Source organism: Mesorhizobium sp. CAU 1741 (genome assembly GCF_039839275.1).
GTDB lineage: Bacteria > Pseudomonadota > Alphaproteobacteria > Rhizobiales > Rhizobiaceae > Aerobium.
This window is the reverse complement of record NZ_JBDOQP010000001.1, coordinates 1,226,759-1,240,337: the sequence shown is the minus strand read 5'-3', so window position 1 is coordinate 1,240,337 and position 13,579 is coordinate 1,226,759. Positions and strand designations below refer to the sequence as shown.

At 62.5% G+C, this 13,579-nt stretch carries 10 protein-coding genes; 1 reads left to right on the top strand and 9 read right to left on the bottom strand.

The features are described from left to right. Window positions 1-27: 27 nt before the first annotated feature. From AAFN84_RS05880 to AAFN84_RS05860, 5 genes are read right to left on the bottom strand one after another with little or no spacing between them, the layout of a single operon-like run. Entirely contained in the window at window positions 28-948 is a 921-nt protein-coding gene (locus AAFN84_RS05880; RefSeq protein WP_347513558.1) for a DMT family transporter, read from the bottom strand. After that, window positions 945-1,931, bottom strand: coding sequence for an RluA family pseudouridine synthase (locus AAFN84_RS05875; RefSeq protein WP_347513557.1), 987 nt, complete (start codon window positions 1,929-1,931; stop codon window positions 945-947). Before AAFN84_RS05875 ends, AAFN84_RS05880 begins: the two co-directional genes overlap by 4 nt. A 36-nt stretch (window positions 1,932-1,967) precedes the next feature. Next, window positions 1,968-2,345 (bottom strand): fluoride efflux transporter CrcB, encoded by a 378-nt coding sequence (gene crcB, locus AAFN84_RS05870; RefSeq protein WP_347513556.1) that lies wholly within the window; start codon window positions 2,343-2,345, stop codon window positions 1,968-1,970. Window positions 2,346-2,347: 2 nt separating this feature from the next. Further along, window positions 2,348-3,661, bottom strand: a complete 1,314-nt coding sequence (locus AAFN84_RS05865) for a replication-associated recombination protein A (protein ID WP_347513555.1) — start codon at window positions 3,659-3,661, stop codon at window positions 2,348-2,350. An 8-nt stretch (window positions 3,662-3,669) separates the two neighbouring features. After that, entirely contained in the window at window positions 3,670-5,139 is a 1,470-nt protein-coding gene (locus AAFN84_RS05860) for a DegQ family serine endoprotease (protein ID WP_347513554.1), read from the bottom strand. 308 nt (window positions 5,140-5,447) lie between these two features. On the opposite strand from AAFN84_RS05860, the gene AAFN84_RS05855 reads away from it, so the two are divergent. Further along, on the top strand, window positions 5,448-6,386 hold the full coding sequence (locus AAFN84_RS05855; protein WP_347513808.1) for a GlxA family transcriptional regulator: 939 nt from the start codon (window positions 5,448-5,450) through the stop codon (window positions 6,384-6,386). A 5-nt stretch (window positions 6,387-6,391) separates the two neighbouring features. On the opposite strand, the gene AAFN84_RS05850 is transcribed toward AAFN84_RS05855, so the two are convergent. From AAFN84_RS05850 to AAFN84_RS05835, 4 genes are all read right to left on the bottom strand, one after another. After that, window positions 6,392-7,222 carry a hypothetical protein gene (locus tag AAFN84_RS05850; protein ID WP_347513553.1) on the bottom strand — a complete coding sequence of 277 codons (831 nt, stop codon included), beginning with the start codon at window positions 7,220-7,222 and terminating at the stop codon, window positions 6,392-6,394. A 158-nt stretch (window positions 7,223-7,380) separates the two neighbouring features. Beyond that, window positions 7,381-8,220, bottom strand: coding sequence for a DUF1194 domain-containing protein (locus AAFN84_RS05845; protein ID WP_347513552.1), 840 nt, complete (start codon window positions 8,218-8,220; stop codon window positions 7,381-7,383). 92 nt (window positions 8,221-8,312) lie between these two features. Further along, window positions 8,313-10,874, bottom strand: coding sequence for an FAD-dependent oxidoreductase (locus AAFN84_RS05840; RefSeq protein WP_347513551.1), 2,562 nt, complete (start codon window positions 10,872-10,874; stop codon window positions 8,313-8,315). A 109-nt stretch (window positions 10,875-10,983) separates the two neighbouring features. Further along, complete coding sequence (locus tag AAFN84_RS05835) at window positions 10,984-13,449, bottom strand: mechanosensitive ion channel family protein (RefSeq protein WP_347513550.1); 2,466 nt, start codon at window positions 13,447-13,449, stop codon at window positions 10,984-10,986. Window positions 13,450-13,579 lie beyond the last annotated feature (130 nt).

Here is a 13,579-nt window from a genome sequence, read left to right as displayed (position 1 = left end):
TCTGGTCCTGGGTTTGTCGTATTCCGGTCAGCCCGGCAATGTGCGCCGTACGGGCCTGTTGACCACCGCCAGCCCGATAGCGATGAGGGCCAGCGCCACGAAGATGCGCATTGATAGCGGCTCGTTCAACAGCAGGCCGCCACTGAGAACACCGAAAGCAGGCGTCAGAAAGGCAAAACTGGACAAGCCGGCAGCCGGATAGCGGCGCATCAGCCAGAACCATAGCACATAGGTCACCGCGACGATGTAGACCGACTGGAAGACGAGCGACCACGTCGCCATTGCATTGACGTCGCGCAACACGGGTCCGGCCAACGGCACGAATGGCACAAGGAACAGCGCCGATACGCCGAGCTGGTAGAGCAGCGTCTTCTCGGCGCTGGCCGAAGACAGGCGCGAGCCCTTGATGATCAACGTCGTCAACGCCCAGAGAATGCCGGCGATCAGGCACATGACGTCACCCAGCAGAGCGTCGGGGCCAGGCAGGCTGAGTTCGTCGGAAAACACCAGAACCACACCACCGAACGCGAGTGCCAGTCCCCAGAATTTTCGCAACGAAATCCGTTCCCCGAGCGTGAAGTGCGCGCCCAACAGCACCCAGAACGGCATCGTGTTGACCATCAGCGTGCCGCGCGCCGCGGTCGTGTAGTCGAGCCCGACGAAGATCAGCGCGAATTCGATCCCGAACAGAACGCCCGCCGCGATGCCCGGCAAAAGGGTTCCGTCGCGCTCGAACAATGCGATGCCGCGGTAGCGGCACCAGATCCAGACGAGGACACCGCCCACGGCGGAGCGCAGCAGCACGGAAAAGACCGGGTTGTAGCCGACATTCGCGAGCTTCACCGCCACCTGGTTGAGGCCCCATGACAGTGTCAGCAGGACCATTAGGGCGGCCGCGAAGGCGTCGATCGCCGGCCGCGCCTGCACCATGCCCGTCGACGCTGTCACTTGTCTTCTTCCGCGCTCTGCTCGTCGAAGCCCAGCAGGTTCCAGCTCTGCCGCATGTGCGGAGGCAGTGGCGCGGTCACGTCGATCATTCCGCCATTGGGATTGGGGATCACGATACGTCTGGCGTGCAGGTGAAGCCGGTTCTGGAGCCCGCCGGGAAAATCCCAGTTCTGGTCAGCCTCGAAATATTTCGGATCGCCGATGATAGGGCAGCCGATATGGGCGGCGTGCACGCGAAGCTGGTGCGTTCGGCCTGTATGTGGCTCCATCTCCAGCCACGACATCCTTTGGCCCGCCTGCTCGACCACGCGATAGTGGGAAATGGCATGGTCGGCGCCGTCCTCGCCATGCTTGGCAACGCGCATGCGGTCGCCATCGAACGTCTGTTCCTTCACCAGCCAGGTGGAAATTCGATCCTCATGCTTCTTCGGAACGCCCTTGACGAGTGCCCAGTAGGTCTTGCGCGCGTCACGCCCGCGAAAAGACTCCGCAAGCTTCATCGCGGCCAGCCTGCTGCGGGCGACAACGAGCGCACCGGAGGTGTCGCGGTCGAGGCGGTGGACGAGGCGCGGCTTCTCGCCCTTCTTGTTGCGGAATGCTTCCAGCATGTCGTCGACATGGCGAGAGACGCCCGACCCGCCCTGCACGGCGAGTCCAGAAGGCTTGTTGAAGACGAAGACCGCAGGATCTTCATACAGGATCATCTTCGACAGGACGTCGCCGTCGCCCTGGTTGCGGATCGTGCGCGCCGTCAGCGGCTGGTCGCCCTTGCGGTCGACGCCAAGCGGCGGCACCCGGACCATCTGGCCGGGCTCGATGCGCGTGTCCGCCTTGGCGCGCCCGCCGTCCACCCGCACCTGCCCCGAGCGAAGCAGCTTCTGCAGGTGGCCGAAGCCCAATCCCGGATAGTGAATCTTGAACCAGCGATCGAGGCGCATGCCCGACTCGCCTGGTTCAACCTTGATCTGTTCGACGCCTGACATTCTTGATGTACTTTCTCTCGCCGCAGCCAGATAGCATCAGGCAATGCTTCTTGCGACCCACAATCCGACGAACAACGCGGCAATCGACACCACGACACTGCCGGCCGCATAGCCGAAGGCCTGCCCAAGGGCGCCGCGCTCGTAAAGCACGGCGAAATCGAGTGAGAACGCGGAAAAGGTGGTGAACCCGCCAAGCAGCCCGGTCGCAATGAAGAGCCGCAACTCGTTGGAGCCGTCGAAGCGGCGTGACAGGATCTCGATGAACAGTCCCATGGCAAACGAGCCCACGACGTTGACGAAGACAGTCGCCCAGGGAAAGCCGGGTCCCAGCAGCCGGAAGGCGGCCATGCCGGCAAGATGCCGAAGGCTCGCTCCGATCGCGCCACCCGCGGCCACGAGCAAGAGATGATACATGGCTAGCCCCCTTCCCTCTCGCGCCTCAGCTTCGCCCACCAATCGAGCCGCTTCCTGATCTCGCGTTCGAAACCGCGATCCGGCGGATCATAGAATTTCTGCCTGCCGAGGGCCTCGGGGAAATAGTCCTGGCCGGAGAACGCGTCGGGCTCGTCGTGGTCATAGCGATAGCCCGATCCGTACCCCTCCTGCTTCATCAGCTTGGTGGGCGCGTTCAGGATATGCCGCGGCGGAGCCAGCGAGCCGTGCTCCTTTGCCGTGCGCATCGCCGCCTTGAACGCGGTGTAGACGGCGTTCGACTTCGGCGCAGTCGCCAGATAGACGCATGCCTGCGCCAGCGCCAGTTCCCCCTCGGGCGAGCCGAGGTAGTCGTACGCGTCCTTGGCTGCATTGGTGATGACCAGCGCTTGCGGATCCGCGAGCCCGATGTCTTCGACCGCCATGCGCACGAGCCGGCGTCCCAGATAGAGCGGGTCCTCGCCGGCATCGAACATGCGCGCCAGATAGTAGAGCGCGGCATCGGGGTCGGATCCGCGAACCGCCTTGTGCAAGGCCGAGATCAGATTGTAGTGACCGTCCTGGCTCTTGTCGTATATCGGCGCGCGGCGCTGGACGATGCGCTGGATCGCCTCGGCATCGAAAACCTCGCCCGGCCCCGCTGCACGCCATGCTTCTTCCGCCAGCGTCAGGGCCGCACGCCCATCGCCATCGGCCATGCGAACCAGAACGGCACGCGCTTCGTCGTCGAGGGGCAGATCCTTGCCTTCCTCTGTCTCGGCGCGTTCCAACAATGCCGCGACGCTTTCGGGTTCCAGGGAACGAAACGTCAAGACGCGGGCACGCGAAAGAAGCGCCGCGTTCAGTTCGAACGATGGATTTTCCGTGGTCGCCCCGACGAGAATGACCGTGCCGTCCTCCATCACCGGAAGGAAGGAATCCTGCTGCGCGCGATTGAAGCGATGGATCTCGTCTACGAAAAGCAGCGTCTGGCGGGCGTTCGCGCGGCGCATCCGTGCGGTCTCGAATACCTTCTTGAGATCGGCAACGCCTGAGAAAATCGCCGAGATTTGCTCGAATGCCAGGCCAGTTTCGCCAGCAAGAAGCCTGGCGACCGTGGTTTTGCCCGTGCCGGGCGGTCCCCAGAAGATCATCGAACCAAGCGAGCCGGAACGGATCATGCGTGTCAGGACGCCGTCGTCTCCGGTCAAATGTTCCTGCCCGACCACCTGCCCGAGCGTCGTCGGGCGCAGACGGTCGGCAAGCGGCCGTCCGGGCTGCTCGGCCGGCGATGACTCGGGCTGGAACAGATCAGCCATCGCGACCGTCAGTACCGCAGGATCTGGTTCATGAGACGGCCATCGCGCTCGACGGTGAAACGCCACCAGCGCGAATTGGACATCGCTACGTCGCGCAACTTTTCCGGCGTGTCGATTTCTTCGCCATTGACCTCGCGCACGATGTCGTTCGGGCGCAAGCCGAAGCCTGCCGCCGGCGAATTGCGCGCCACATCGAGCACAGCGACACCACCGGTTTCGGCGCGCATGCCGAGTTGCTGCGCGAGGCGCGGCGACAGTGCGGCTACCTTGGCGCCGGCAAACGGGCTCCGTCCGTCTATGGTGACCTCTGCCGTCGATTCCCCCTCGGGCGCGCGCACCAGTTCTATCTCGATCTCGCGCTCGCGGCCCTGACTAAGCACGGTCAGCGTGGAGACGCTGCCGATGGTCTGGGTCGCCAGTCGATAGCCGAGCGCATCGGGATGTTCGATCAGGGAGCCGTTCATTGCGAGCACGACATCGCCGGGCCGCAGGCCGGCATTGGCGGCAGGCCCCTCCGGCACGACGGACTGGATCAAGGCACCTGCGGGACGGTCCATGCCGAGCGCCTCGGCCATCTGCGCCGTGACATTCTCGAATGTCGCGCCGACGAAGGGACGCTCGAAGAAGTCGAGACCACTTTTCGCGGCCTCGACGACGGCGCGCACGATGTTGGACGGGATTGCGAAACCGATGCCGATGGAGCCGCCGCTCTGGCTGAATATGGCGGTGTTGATGCCGATGACCTCGCCGACCATGTTGATCAGCGCGCCGCCTGAGTTGCCCGGATTGATGGCCGCATCGGTCTGGATGAAGAAACCGAAATCATTGACGCCGACATGGGTGCGCGCCAGCGCCGAGATGATGCCGCTGGTGGTCGTCTGGCCGACCCCGAACGGGTTGCCGATCGCGAGCACGAGATCGCCGACCTCGAGCGCGTCAGAATCTCCGAGCTGGGCGCTCGGGAAGGGCTCGGGACCTTCGATACGCAAAACCGCCAGATCGAGCGACTCATCCTTGAGTAGTATTTCGCTCGTGTATTCGCGACCGTCCTGCGTTGCCACACGCACTTCGTCGGCATCGCGGATCACGTGGTAGTTGGTGACCACGTAGCCCGAAGGATCGACGATGACGCCCGATCCAAGCGAGGAACGCACGCGCGGCGACATCTGCTGCCGGCCGAAAAAGCGCTCGAAGAACGGGTCGCCCGAAAACGGTGAACGGCTCGAAACCTGCTGCGAAGCGTAGACATTGACCACGGCCGGACCGGTCTGCTTCACCAGGGGCGCGAACGAGAGCTGGATCTCTCCCTGTCCGAAAGGAACACGTCTTGCGGGCTCGCCGGATCCGTTTCCACCGCGCAGGAGTTGGCTCAGCGCTTCAGCCAACCCTCCGCCGTCATCCTGAGCTTGAACCGCACCTGCTTGCCCGAAAAAAAGAAGCAGGCAGACCGCGACGGATTGCAATATTTGGCTGCGCATGACGATTCCCGTTCCGAATGATAGCGATGCCATTTTCACCGCGAATGTGCAAAACAAATGGCCGCATTCACCGTGCCGGCAATGTGGTGCCGGCTCCGGACGTGCGGCCGATCGCCCGGCGGCGATTTGGCGCTGTGACTTGTCAGATTTCTTTCGCACATACCGTTGACATCAATGCGTTTTCCTGATGAGCGTTTCCTGATCGCGACATGACCTGTCTGCGGGCCGCTTATACCCTGGAGGCACAAGTGACCCCCCAAAAGCCCGTCAAACGCTCGATCGTCTTCTTCCTCGTTCCCGACTTTACGATGATCGCCTTTGCGACCGCGCTCGAACCGCTGCGCTCGGCAAATCGCATGCTCGGCTACGATGCCTATCGTTGGCGGCTGGCAAGCGCCGATGGCCGGCCCGTGCGTGGGTCGAACGGGGTGGAATGCGCGGTCGACACGTCATTGGAAGACGAACGACGCAAGATGGCGGGACCCGATCGCCCGTCGATGGTGATCGTCTGCTCGGGGCTCAACATCGAGAAGTACAACCAAAGGACCGTCTTCGCCTGGCTGCGGGAGGAGTACAACCGCGGCGTGGCGATCGGCGGCCTGTGCACCGGCGCGCATGTGCTCGCCCAGGCCGGGCTTCTGTCGGGTCGACGCTGTGCCATTCATTGGGAAAACCTGCCCGGCTTCGCGGAGGCCTTTCCCAAGGCCAATGTCTATGCCGATCTCTTCGAGGTCGACGCGAACATCTACACGTGTGCCGGCGGCACTGCGGCTCTCGACATGATGCTGAAGCTCATCGGCGACGACTTCGACGACAACATCGTCAACCGCGTCTGCGAGCAGGTACTGACCGACCGGGTCCGCAGCCCGACAGATCGCCAGCGCCTGCCACTGCGTGCGCGTCTGGGCGTCCAGAACTCAAAGGTTCTCACCATCATCGAACTGATGGAAGCGCATCTCGCCGAGCCCCTGTCGCTGATCGAGATCGCCGATCATGTCGGCCTTTCGCGTCGCCAGATAGAACGGCTTTTCCGCCAGGAGATGGGACGGTCGCCGGCACGCTATTACCTCGAGATCAGGCTCGATCGCGCCCGACACCTGTTGATCCAGTCGACATTGCCCGTCGTCGAGGTCGCCGTCGCCTGCGGCTTCGTGTCCGCGTCGCATTTCTCCAAATGTTATCGCGAGCTTTACGCGCGGTCGCCGCAGCAGGAGCGCGTCGACCGCAAGCAGCCCATGGCGGCATAGCGCCGCTATCCCGGCAGTCGATATGGCTTCCTGATGGTGAAATTGCACTGATTGCCCAGAAAGCCATATTTCGCCAACATCGTGTCCAACTGCTCTCGTCGCACATTTTCCAGAACCAGCAGCGGGTTGCCCTTTGGGTCGGTGCGGCCGGAATCGTTGAAGCGGAAGTGGCGCAGCGTGGCGCTGCCTTCCGGGCTGTCTCCATAGGAATAGATCGTCAGGCCTTCGGGCGGCACCTCCTGCACCTCCCGTATCAGGCGCGCCAGGCTCCAGGCGAGCAGTGCAGTTTCGCAGCGCCCACGAAACGACTGGTCGGAGATGAAGTCGTACCGAAAAATGGTCGATACGTAGAGGACCGGGGCAGTTCTCGCCGCAGGGTGAGACAGGAAGTTGTCAGCGAACATGTCCGTGACGCTGATGCGACCGTTACAGTAGCGATCAAACACATCGCGGTCGAAGCAATAGTAGTCCGCGAAGCCAACGGCCTGCCCCATTCCATCGCGCAGCACGACGGTAGAAAACGGATCGCTTTCACTGGCGGCCGCTGCATCGGCAGGGTTGATCGCGTTGGAGCCGAAAAAGGCGGCGGCCTTTTCAATCTGTGCCTGGTCTGCCTGGGTGGGCGGCGCGTAGGCCTCGTAGAACAGTTCATGATCCTTGATCGTTGCCCGCGAACGCCGAAAGGCGGTCGCTACCAACATCAGGAACAATGCGGCAATCACGATGATGATCGCTGCCGCGACCATCCAACCAGCGCGCTTCGCTATATCATGGGCGACCAGCGCAAGGCTGATGAGGCCGATGATCGACGCGAACAGTCGCGGCGGCGAGAGCAAAAGCGCGCGCAGGTTATGGATGCAATAGTAAAGCAGATTCCTGAGCAGTGGCTTTGGTCGCACTTCCCCCTCCGCGCTGCGCCAAAACTGTCCGAACAGTCGTCACGCAGAGGCTTTTTTGGCCTCACCGAGATTCCAATCCAGTACGCCGAGCCAGCCTAGCGGTTGTCCCACATCCAGGATCGATTGCGCCACATCTTTTCGCCGATCTCACAATCCGTATCGGCGGCCGGCGGGGAGAACTGAATCGGCACGACATGCTCCGCTGCGTGTTGCGGCCGGGGATTGCGGGCGAGTTCAAGCACGAGTTTGCGCCGAACCGCCTCGGGGAACTGGGACCAGTCGTTTACGGGAATCATGAATGCGCCGGGGCCACCAATCACGCAATGCTGGTAGTAACGGTCGAGGTCGGGCAGGTCGTAGACGCTGGAATATCCGCCCTGCGTCATCAACGGCAATCCGTTGACGGTGATGCCCTGCTCCACCAGCACGTCTCGCGCCGGGATCACGAGCCCACCCTGATTGTTGGGACCGTCGCCTGACACGTCGACCACCCTCTTCATGCCGCGATGCGGGCTTTCCGCGAACATGTCTGCGGCGAAAGTAAGTGCTGCGGCGATCGATGTGCGACGGGCACTGCTCGGTGGATGGAGGGTCAGTTGCTCGGCGACCGCCTGCGCCGCCGTAGCACTGTCTATGATCGTCCAAGGAACGATGACCTTCTGGACCCCGCTGCCGGCCCATTCGACATAGGCGATGGCGATCTTGCCATGGACGCCGTCAAGGATCGCCTGAACGACAGGCTCGCTCTTCAATGCCGCCGCGTAGCCGTCACGCTGGGTCGCCAGTTCCTGCGGCGACATCGAAAGCGAGACATCCACGGCGAGGATCAGTTCCACGTCAACGATTTCGGCGCTGGCCGTCCGGGGCGCGCCGCTCGCCAGGGCGAGGATCAGGCAGGCCTGCAACACAAGGTAAGGTTGCCATCGACGTGTCATGCAAGCAGGATACGTGAAGACAAAGCGTTGAAAAGAAGAAGGCCCGGCGATACCGGGCCTTTCCCATCACATTTCCGCGACTGCGCTGAAGCTCAACTGCGCGGTTTCAAGCTTTCCGGATCGTACAACGGCTTGTAGCCAACAGCGGCGACTTCAACCGGAAATACGTCTCCGAAATATTCCACGGACAACTTGCGTCCTTCCTGGCAGTAGCTCCATGGAAGATAGGCGAGCGCGATGTTGCGCCCGAGTGTCGGACCATAGGCAACGGATGTCGTGTATGAGCGCCGGCCAAGCGCATCGACGAGCGTCTCGCCAGTCTCCGGGTCGAGGACCGGCATCATGCCGACTGGATACCGGGCAACGCCCTTGGCATCGACATTGTCGGTCATCACGAGTGTGCACAACATTGCCGGCTGATGCTCGCGCGCCCGGTATTCGAGATGTTTCTGCTTGCCTCGGAAATCGGCCTCCTTGACCTTCGGACGTGCCAGATCGGCCTCGAGCAGGTTGTAGTCGGTCAGCAGGTCCGCGTTCTGGAGCCGCAGGCTCTTTTCCATCCGGCGCGAGTTGGCATAGGTCTCGACGCCGAACGCCATGACGCCGGTGTCGCGCAGCGCGTCCCACACTGCCAGCCCGTCCTCGTAGCGCATGTGCAGTTCCCAGCCCTGCTCGCCGACATAGGAGATGCGAAAGGCAGTGACCGCCTTGCCGGCGATCTCGATCTGCTTGATGGCGGCGAAGGCGAAATTCTCCAGGTCGAGCGCGGAGGGGTCGGCGACGACCTTCTTCAACGTCTGACGAGCATTCGGCCCCCAGATACCTATCGTGACGAATCTTTCCGAAACGTCGGTGACGGTGACGTCGAAGCCTTTGTCCTCGGCCACTCGCCTCACGTAGTGGAAATCGCGAGGGCCGGCATCGGCGCCGTCGATTACGCGGCAGCGGTCCGCCATGCGAATGACCGTCAGGTCGGCGCGCACCATGCCCTCGTCATCGAGGAAATGCGTGTAGATGCCCTTGCCGACATTGGCGTCGCCGCCGATCTTCGCGGCACACAGCCACTCCATCAGCGCCACATGGTCGGGACCTTCGACGTCGAACATGTAGAAATGGCCCAGATTGACGATGCCGCAATCTTCGCTCATCGCCAGATGTTCGGCATTGGACACGCGCCAGAAATGGCGATTGTCCCATTCGTTCTCGCGCATCGGGATGCGATTGCCGTATTTTTCCAGCAGATGATCGTTGGCGGCATAGCCATGGGCGCGCTCCCAGCCGCCGAGTTCCATGAAATGACCACCAAGCTCCTTCTCGCGTTCATAGAAAGGTGAGCGCTTGACGTTGCGCCCGGATGCGTAGGGCTCGCGTGGATGAACCGCAGGGAAATAGATCTTCTGCGCTGCTTCGCGGCATCGCCCTTCGATGAAGCCTTCTTCGAGTTGGTGAGCGTAGAAGCGCGCATAGTCGATGCCGGCGTGATCGATGCCAGTGCGCCCGTCGGTCATCCAGTCCGCGATCAGCTTGCCATAGCCCGGCCCGTCCTTGACCCAGATGGCGACGCAATACCACAGCCCCCTCACCTTCTGGCTTTCGCCGCAGGCCGGGCCGCCAGCCGCGGACACCTGCAGAAGGCCGTTGAAGGAATGGCTTTCATTGTAGCCGAGTTCGCCGAGGATTGGCGTCAGCTCGATCGCGCGTTCGAGCGGAGCGATGATCTGTTCCATGTCGAGGTCGCGCTGCGAAGGCGACAGCCGCGCCTGATTCTTCTCGAGCAGTTCGCGGGGATGGCAGAGCCGTGGCTCGTCGGTCTCGTAATAACCCCACTCGATCTGCCCGCCCTCGGTTGTCTTCGGATCGCCGGTGTCGCGCATGTAGGCCGAATTGCCCTGGTCGCGCAGAAGCGGGTAGCCGATCTCCTTGCCGGTCCCTGCGAACTCGTCATAGGGGCCGAAGAACGTCAGCGGATGGTCGACCGGCATCACCGGCAGGTCCTCTCCGACCATCTCCGCAATCAGGCGCCCCCAGAGGCCGGCGCAGACGATGACGTGTTCGGCTTCGATCGTCCCGCGATGCGTTACGACGCCCTTGATGTGGCCGTTCTCGACGATCAGCGACTGAGCGGGGGTGTTGGCGAAGGCCCTCAGCTTGCCGGTCTTTTCGCCTTGGTCGACGAGTTTGCCGGCCACGGTCTGAGAGCGCGGAATGACAAGGCCGGCATCGGGATCGAACATTCCGCCCATGACCTGGTCTTCTTCGATCAGCGGGAAGAGCTGCTTGATTTCAGCGGCGTCGACATAGCGAGCGCGGGTGCCAAACGCCTTGGCCGAGGTCAGCTTGCGCCGAATCTCCTCCATCCATGTCTCGTCGCCCTTGCGCGCGACTTCCAGCCCACCGATGCGGGCGTAGTGGCCCATCTTCTCGTAGAAATCGATCGAGTACTGCGTCGTCCATACCGAGAGGTTGTCATGGCTGGTGGTGTAGCAGAAGTCGGACGCATGCGCGGTCGAGCCGATGTCTGTCGGGATTCCGGACTTGTCGATGCCGACGATGTCGTCCCAGCCGCGCTCGATCAGGTGATGGGCGATCGAGGCGCCCACGATGCCGCCAAGGCCAATGATGACGACCTTCGCCTTGTCCGGAAATTCTGCCATTGCCCACGACTCCGACATGATGTTGCGGGCAGACTATAGGGCGAGGCAAAGGCGGGACCGAAGCTTGTTTGCGACATCGACCAAAAGGGCCGCGACTTCCTGAAACGCATCAGGCCTCCGGCGCCCGGCGTCGTCGCGGCTTGCTCTCGGCTTCGTGCGCCGCCTCCGGCGACGGTTCCCGCTCCAGCGTGATTGAAGGAACATATTTGAGGTTGAGATCCTGCTGCGGGAACGGGATCTCGATCCCCTCCAGCTTGAAGCGCTCGTAGATCTGGAAACGGACCTCGTTCTGGAAACCGAGCTGGTTGGTCACGTCTGCGAGGAAGGCGCGTGCCTCGAAGTCGAGCGACGAATTGCCAAAGCCGGTGAAAGCCACCCATGGCGCGGGATTCTTCAGCACATCCGGTTGCGCGGCGATGATTTCGCTGAGGATCTCCTGAACCCGTCTCGGGTCGTTGTCGTAGGCGACACCCACCGCAATGTCGACGCGGCCGAGCTTGTTGCGGTGGGTCCAGTTGCCGACAGAGGCATTGATCAGCAGTGAGTTGGGCACGATGACCGTCTGGCGGCGGAAGGTTTCCACCTCCGTCGCGCGGACGCTGATCTTCTTCACCGTCCCCTCGACGCCGCTCGCCACGATCCAGTCGCCGACCTTGAACGGCCGCTCCGCTAGCAAAATCAGACCTGAAACGAAGTTGTTGACGATGTTCTGCAGTCCGAAACCGATGCCGAGCGAGAGTGCGCCGGCAACGAGCGCGAGGTTCGAAAGGTCGATGCCCGCCGCCGAAATGCCGACGAGCACGGCAAGCGCGATGCCGGCGTAGCCGACCGCCGTACCGATGGAGTTGCGCAGGCCGGCATCGACGCGGCCGCGGGCCATGACCTTGCTGTCCAGCCAATGCTGGAAGACGCGGGTTCCGAAAAAGCCGAGCAGGAAGATCGCAACGCCGACGAGAATGCCGACCAGCGAGATCGAGATCGATCCGATTCGGATCTCGGTGGCGACGTCATAGATCCAGGTCTCGATGTCGCCCCATTGGAATCCCCACTGCAACAGGATCAGCGGGATGCCGATGCAAAGCACGATGAGGTTGATGCCGATGCTGAACACCAGACCCATCTGGTCTTCGCTCGCATCGTCGAAACTGAACCGTTCGTCGAGAATGCGCCCGAGCTTGGTTCTCTTGAACGCGCCGATCTCGGAGACTGCGCTGGCGGACTGGAATCCCAGATACATCGTCACGAGGATCGCGCCGGTGACGACGATCTGCTGCGAGATGAAGCGTGCCAGGCCGATATAGCCGAGCAATGCGACGACCACCGTGCCACCACCGAGAATGTAGAGCGCTGCGCGCAGGAACGGGTTCCAGGCAACCGGCCTGCCGTCCTCATCCGTATAGGGCTTCACGAGCCCGATCGCCGCGACGAGCAGGCCGACGATGATCGTGGCGCAGAGACTCTTTGCGACGGTGAGCGACAGCGGCGAAGCCATCACCTGGTTGATCTTGCTGGCGACGAAGTCGAGGCCGTTGACGATCGCCATCAGCATCGTCAGCCAGAACAGCACCCGCGCGGCGCCTGAGCGAATAGGGACGAGCCGCCAGTTCGGCAGGTCGGGCGAGAACACGGAACTCGACAGCGAATAGACGAAATAGACAATGGCGATGACGTTGAAGAGCGTCAGCATCATCGCGGCGATGTCCTGCCGCAGGAGCCCGTAGTGGCTGTAGGAGAAATAGGTCGTGGCAAGGAAGACTGCGAGCGAGAAAGACGGCAGCAATGTCGACCAGAAGGCAACGGAAAGCCGGCTGAGATAGGACGGGTTCTCCCGTGTCGGGTCGGCAAAGACGAGATTGGCGAACAGCCGCCGGCCGCCGACCAGCAAGACGCCGGCCGCCGCCAACGAGAACGCCGTCGCAAGCAACACCGCCCTCCACTTGTAGGTGACCACGAAGGTCAGCCAGGACGAAAGCGCGATACCGAGCTTGCGCGCCTCGGCGGCGAGATCTTCCAGCACCTCGCCACGCAGCGCCATCGATATGTCGTAGCGCTCATACAGCGTCTGCGAGAACAGGCTGCGTCGCTGCCGCACGACATCGTCGAGCATGCCTTCGACGCGCGATGCCAGGTTCTCGGCTTCGCCCAGAAGCGTGTTGATCTGATCCTTCTCGTTGTTGAGGTCGTTACGTTCCCTCACCAGCGCGATCGGCTCGGCCGGTTCGCCCTCTGATCGGGCTGGCCCGATCTCGTCGAGCCGCGTATTGATGGATGCGAGCCGAGGCCGTAATGCTGCGGCGACCCCGCGCGCCTCGTGCCTCAACTGATCCAGCGACGTCATGATTTCGACCAGCGTGGCATCGTCGTCGCCACTGCCCTGCAACGCACGGTCCAATTGATCCGCGCGTTGATCAAGCGTCGCAACCTTCTGGCGCAGCGTGGCGACAGCTTCCGGCCCAACTGGTGAGCCGCTCGAAATCGGTGAATGATCTGGCCCGGCCTGCGAAAACGCCACGCCCGGCATGGCAAGAAGCACAAGCAATATGACGCGCAGGAACAGGATGGCTTGCAGCTTCATGCGAGGCGATGGTCCGGTTGCCGGGGCGGTCATTGTTAGGCGAGCGCGTCTGCTCCAGCAAGCGTCGAGCGTGGTGCGACGAAACCACGACAGATCGTGACGGATCGTTTGCGTTTCGCGGGCGCGCTGG

What these genes read in the sequence shown, in the direction of transcription:
- AAFN84_RS05875 (WP_347513557.1), bottom strand. Translation starts at nt 1,931, where the DNA reads ATGTCAGGCGTCGAACAGATCAAGGTTGAACCAGGCGAGTCGGGCATG.
- crcB (WP_347513556.1), bottom strand. Translation starts at nt 2,345, where the DNA reads ATGTATCATCTCTTGCTCGTGGCCGCGGGTGGCGCGATCGGAGCGAGC.
- AAFN84_RS05865 (WP_347513555.1), bottom strand. Translation starts at nt 3,661, where the DNA reads ATGGCTGATCTGTTCCAGCCCGAGTCATCGCCGGCCGAGCAGCCCGGA.
- AAFN84_RS05860 (WP_347513554.1), bottom strand. Translation starts at nt 5,139, where the DNA reads ATGCGCAGCCAAATATTGCAATCCGTCGCGGTCTGCCTGCTTCTTTTT.
- AAFN84_RS05855 (WP_347513808.1), top strand. Translation starts at nt 5,448, where the DNA reads ATGATCGCCTTTGCGACCGCGCTCGAACCGCTGCGCTCGGCAAATCGC.
- AAFN84_RS05845 (WP_347513552.1), bottom strand. Translation starts at nt 8,220, where the DNA reads ATGACACGTCGATGGCAACCTTACCTTGTGTTGCAGGCCTGCCTGATC.
- AAFN84_RS05840 (WP_347513551.1), bottom strand. Translation starts at nt 10,874, where the DNA reads ATGGCAGAATTTCCGGACAAGGCGAAGGTCGTCATCATTGGCCTTGGC.
- AAFN84_RS05835 (WP_347513550.1), bottom strand. Translation starts at nt 13,449, where the DNA reads ATGAAGCTGCAAGCCATCCTGTTCCTGCGCGTCATATTGCTTGTGCTT.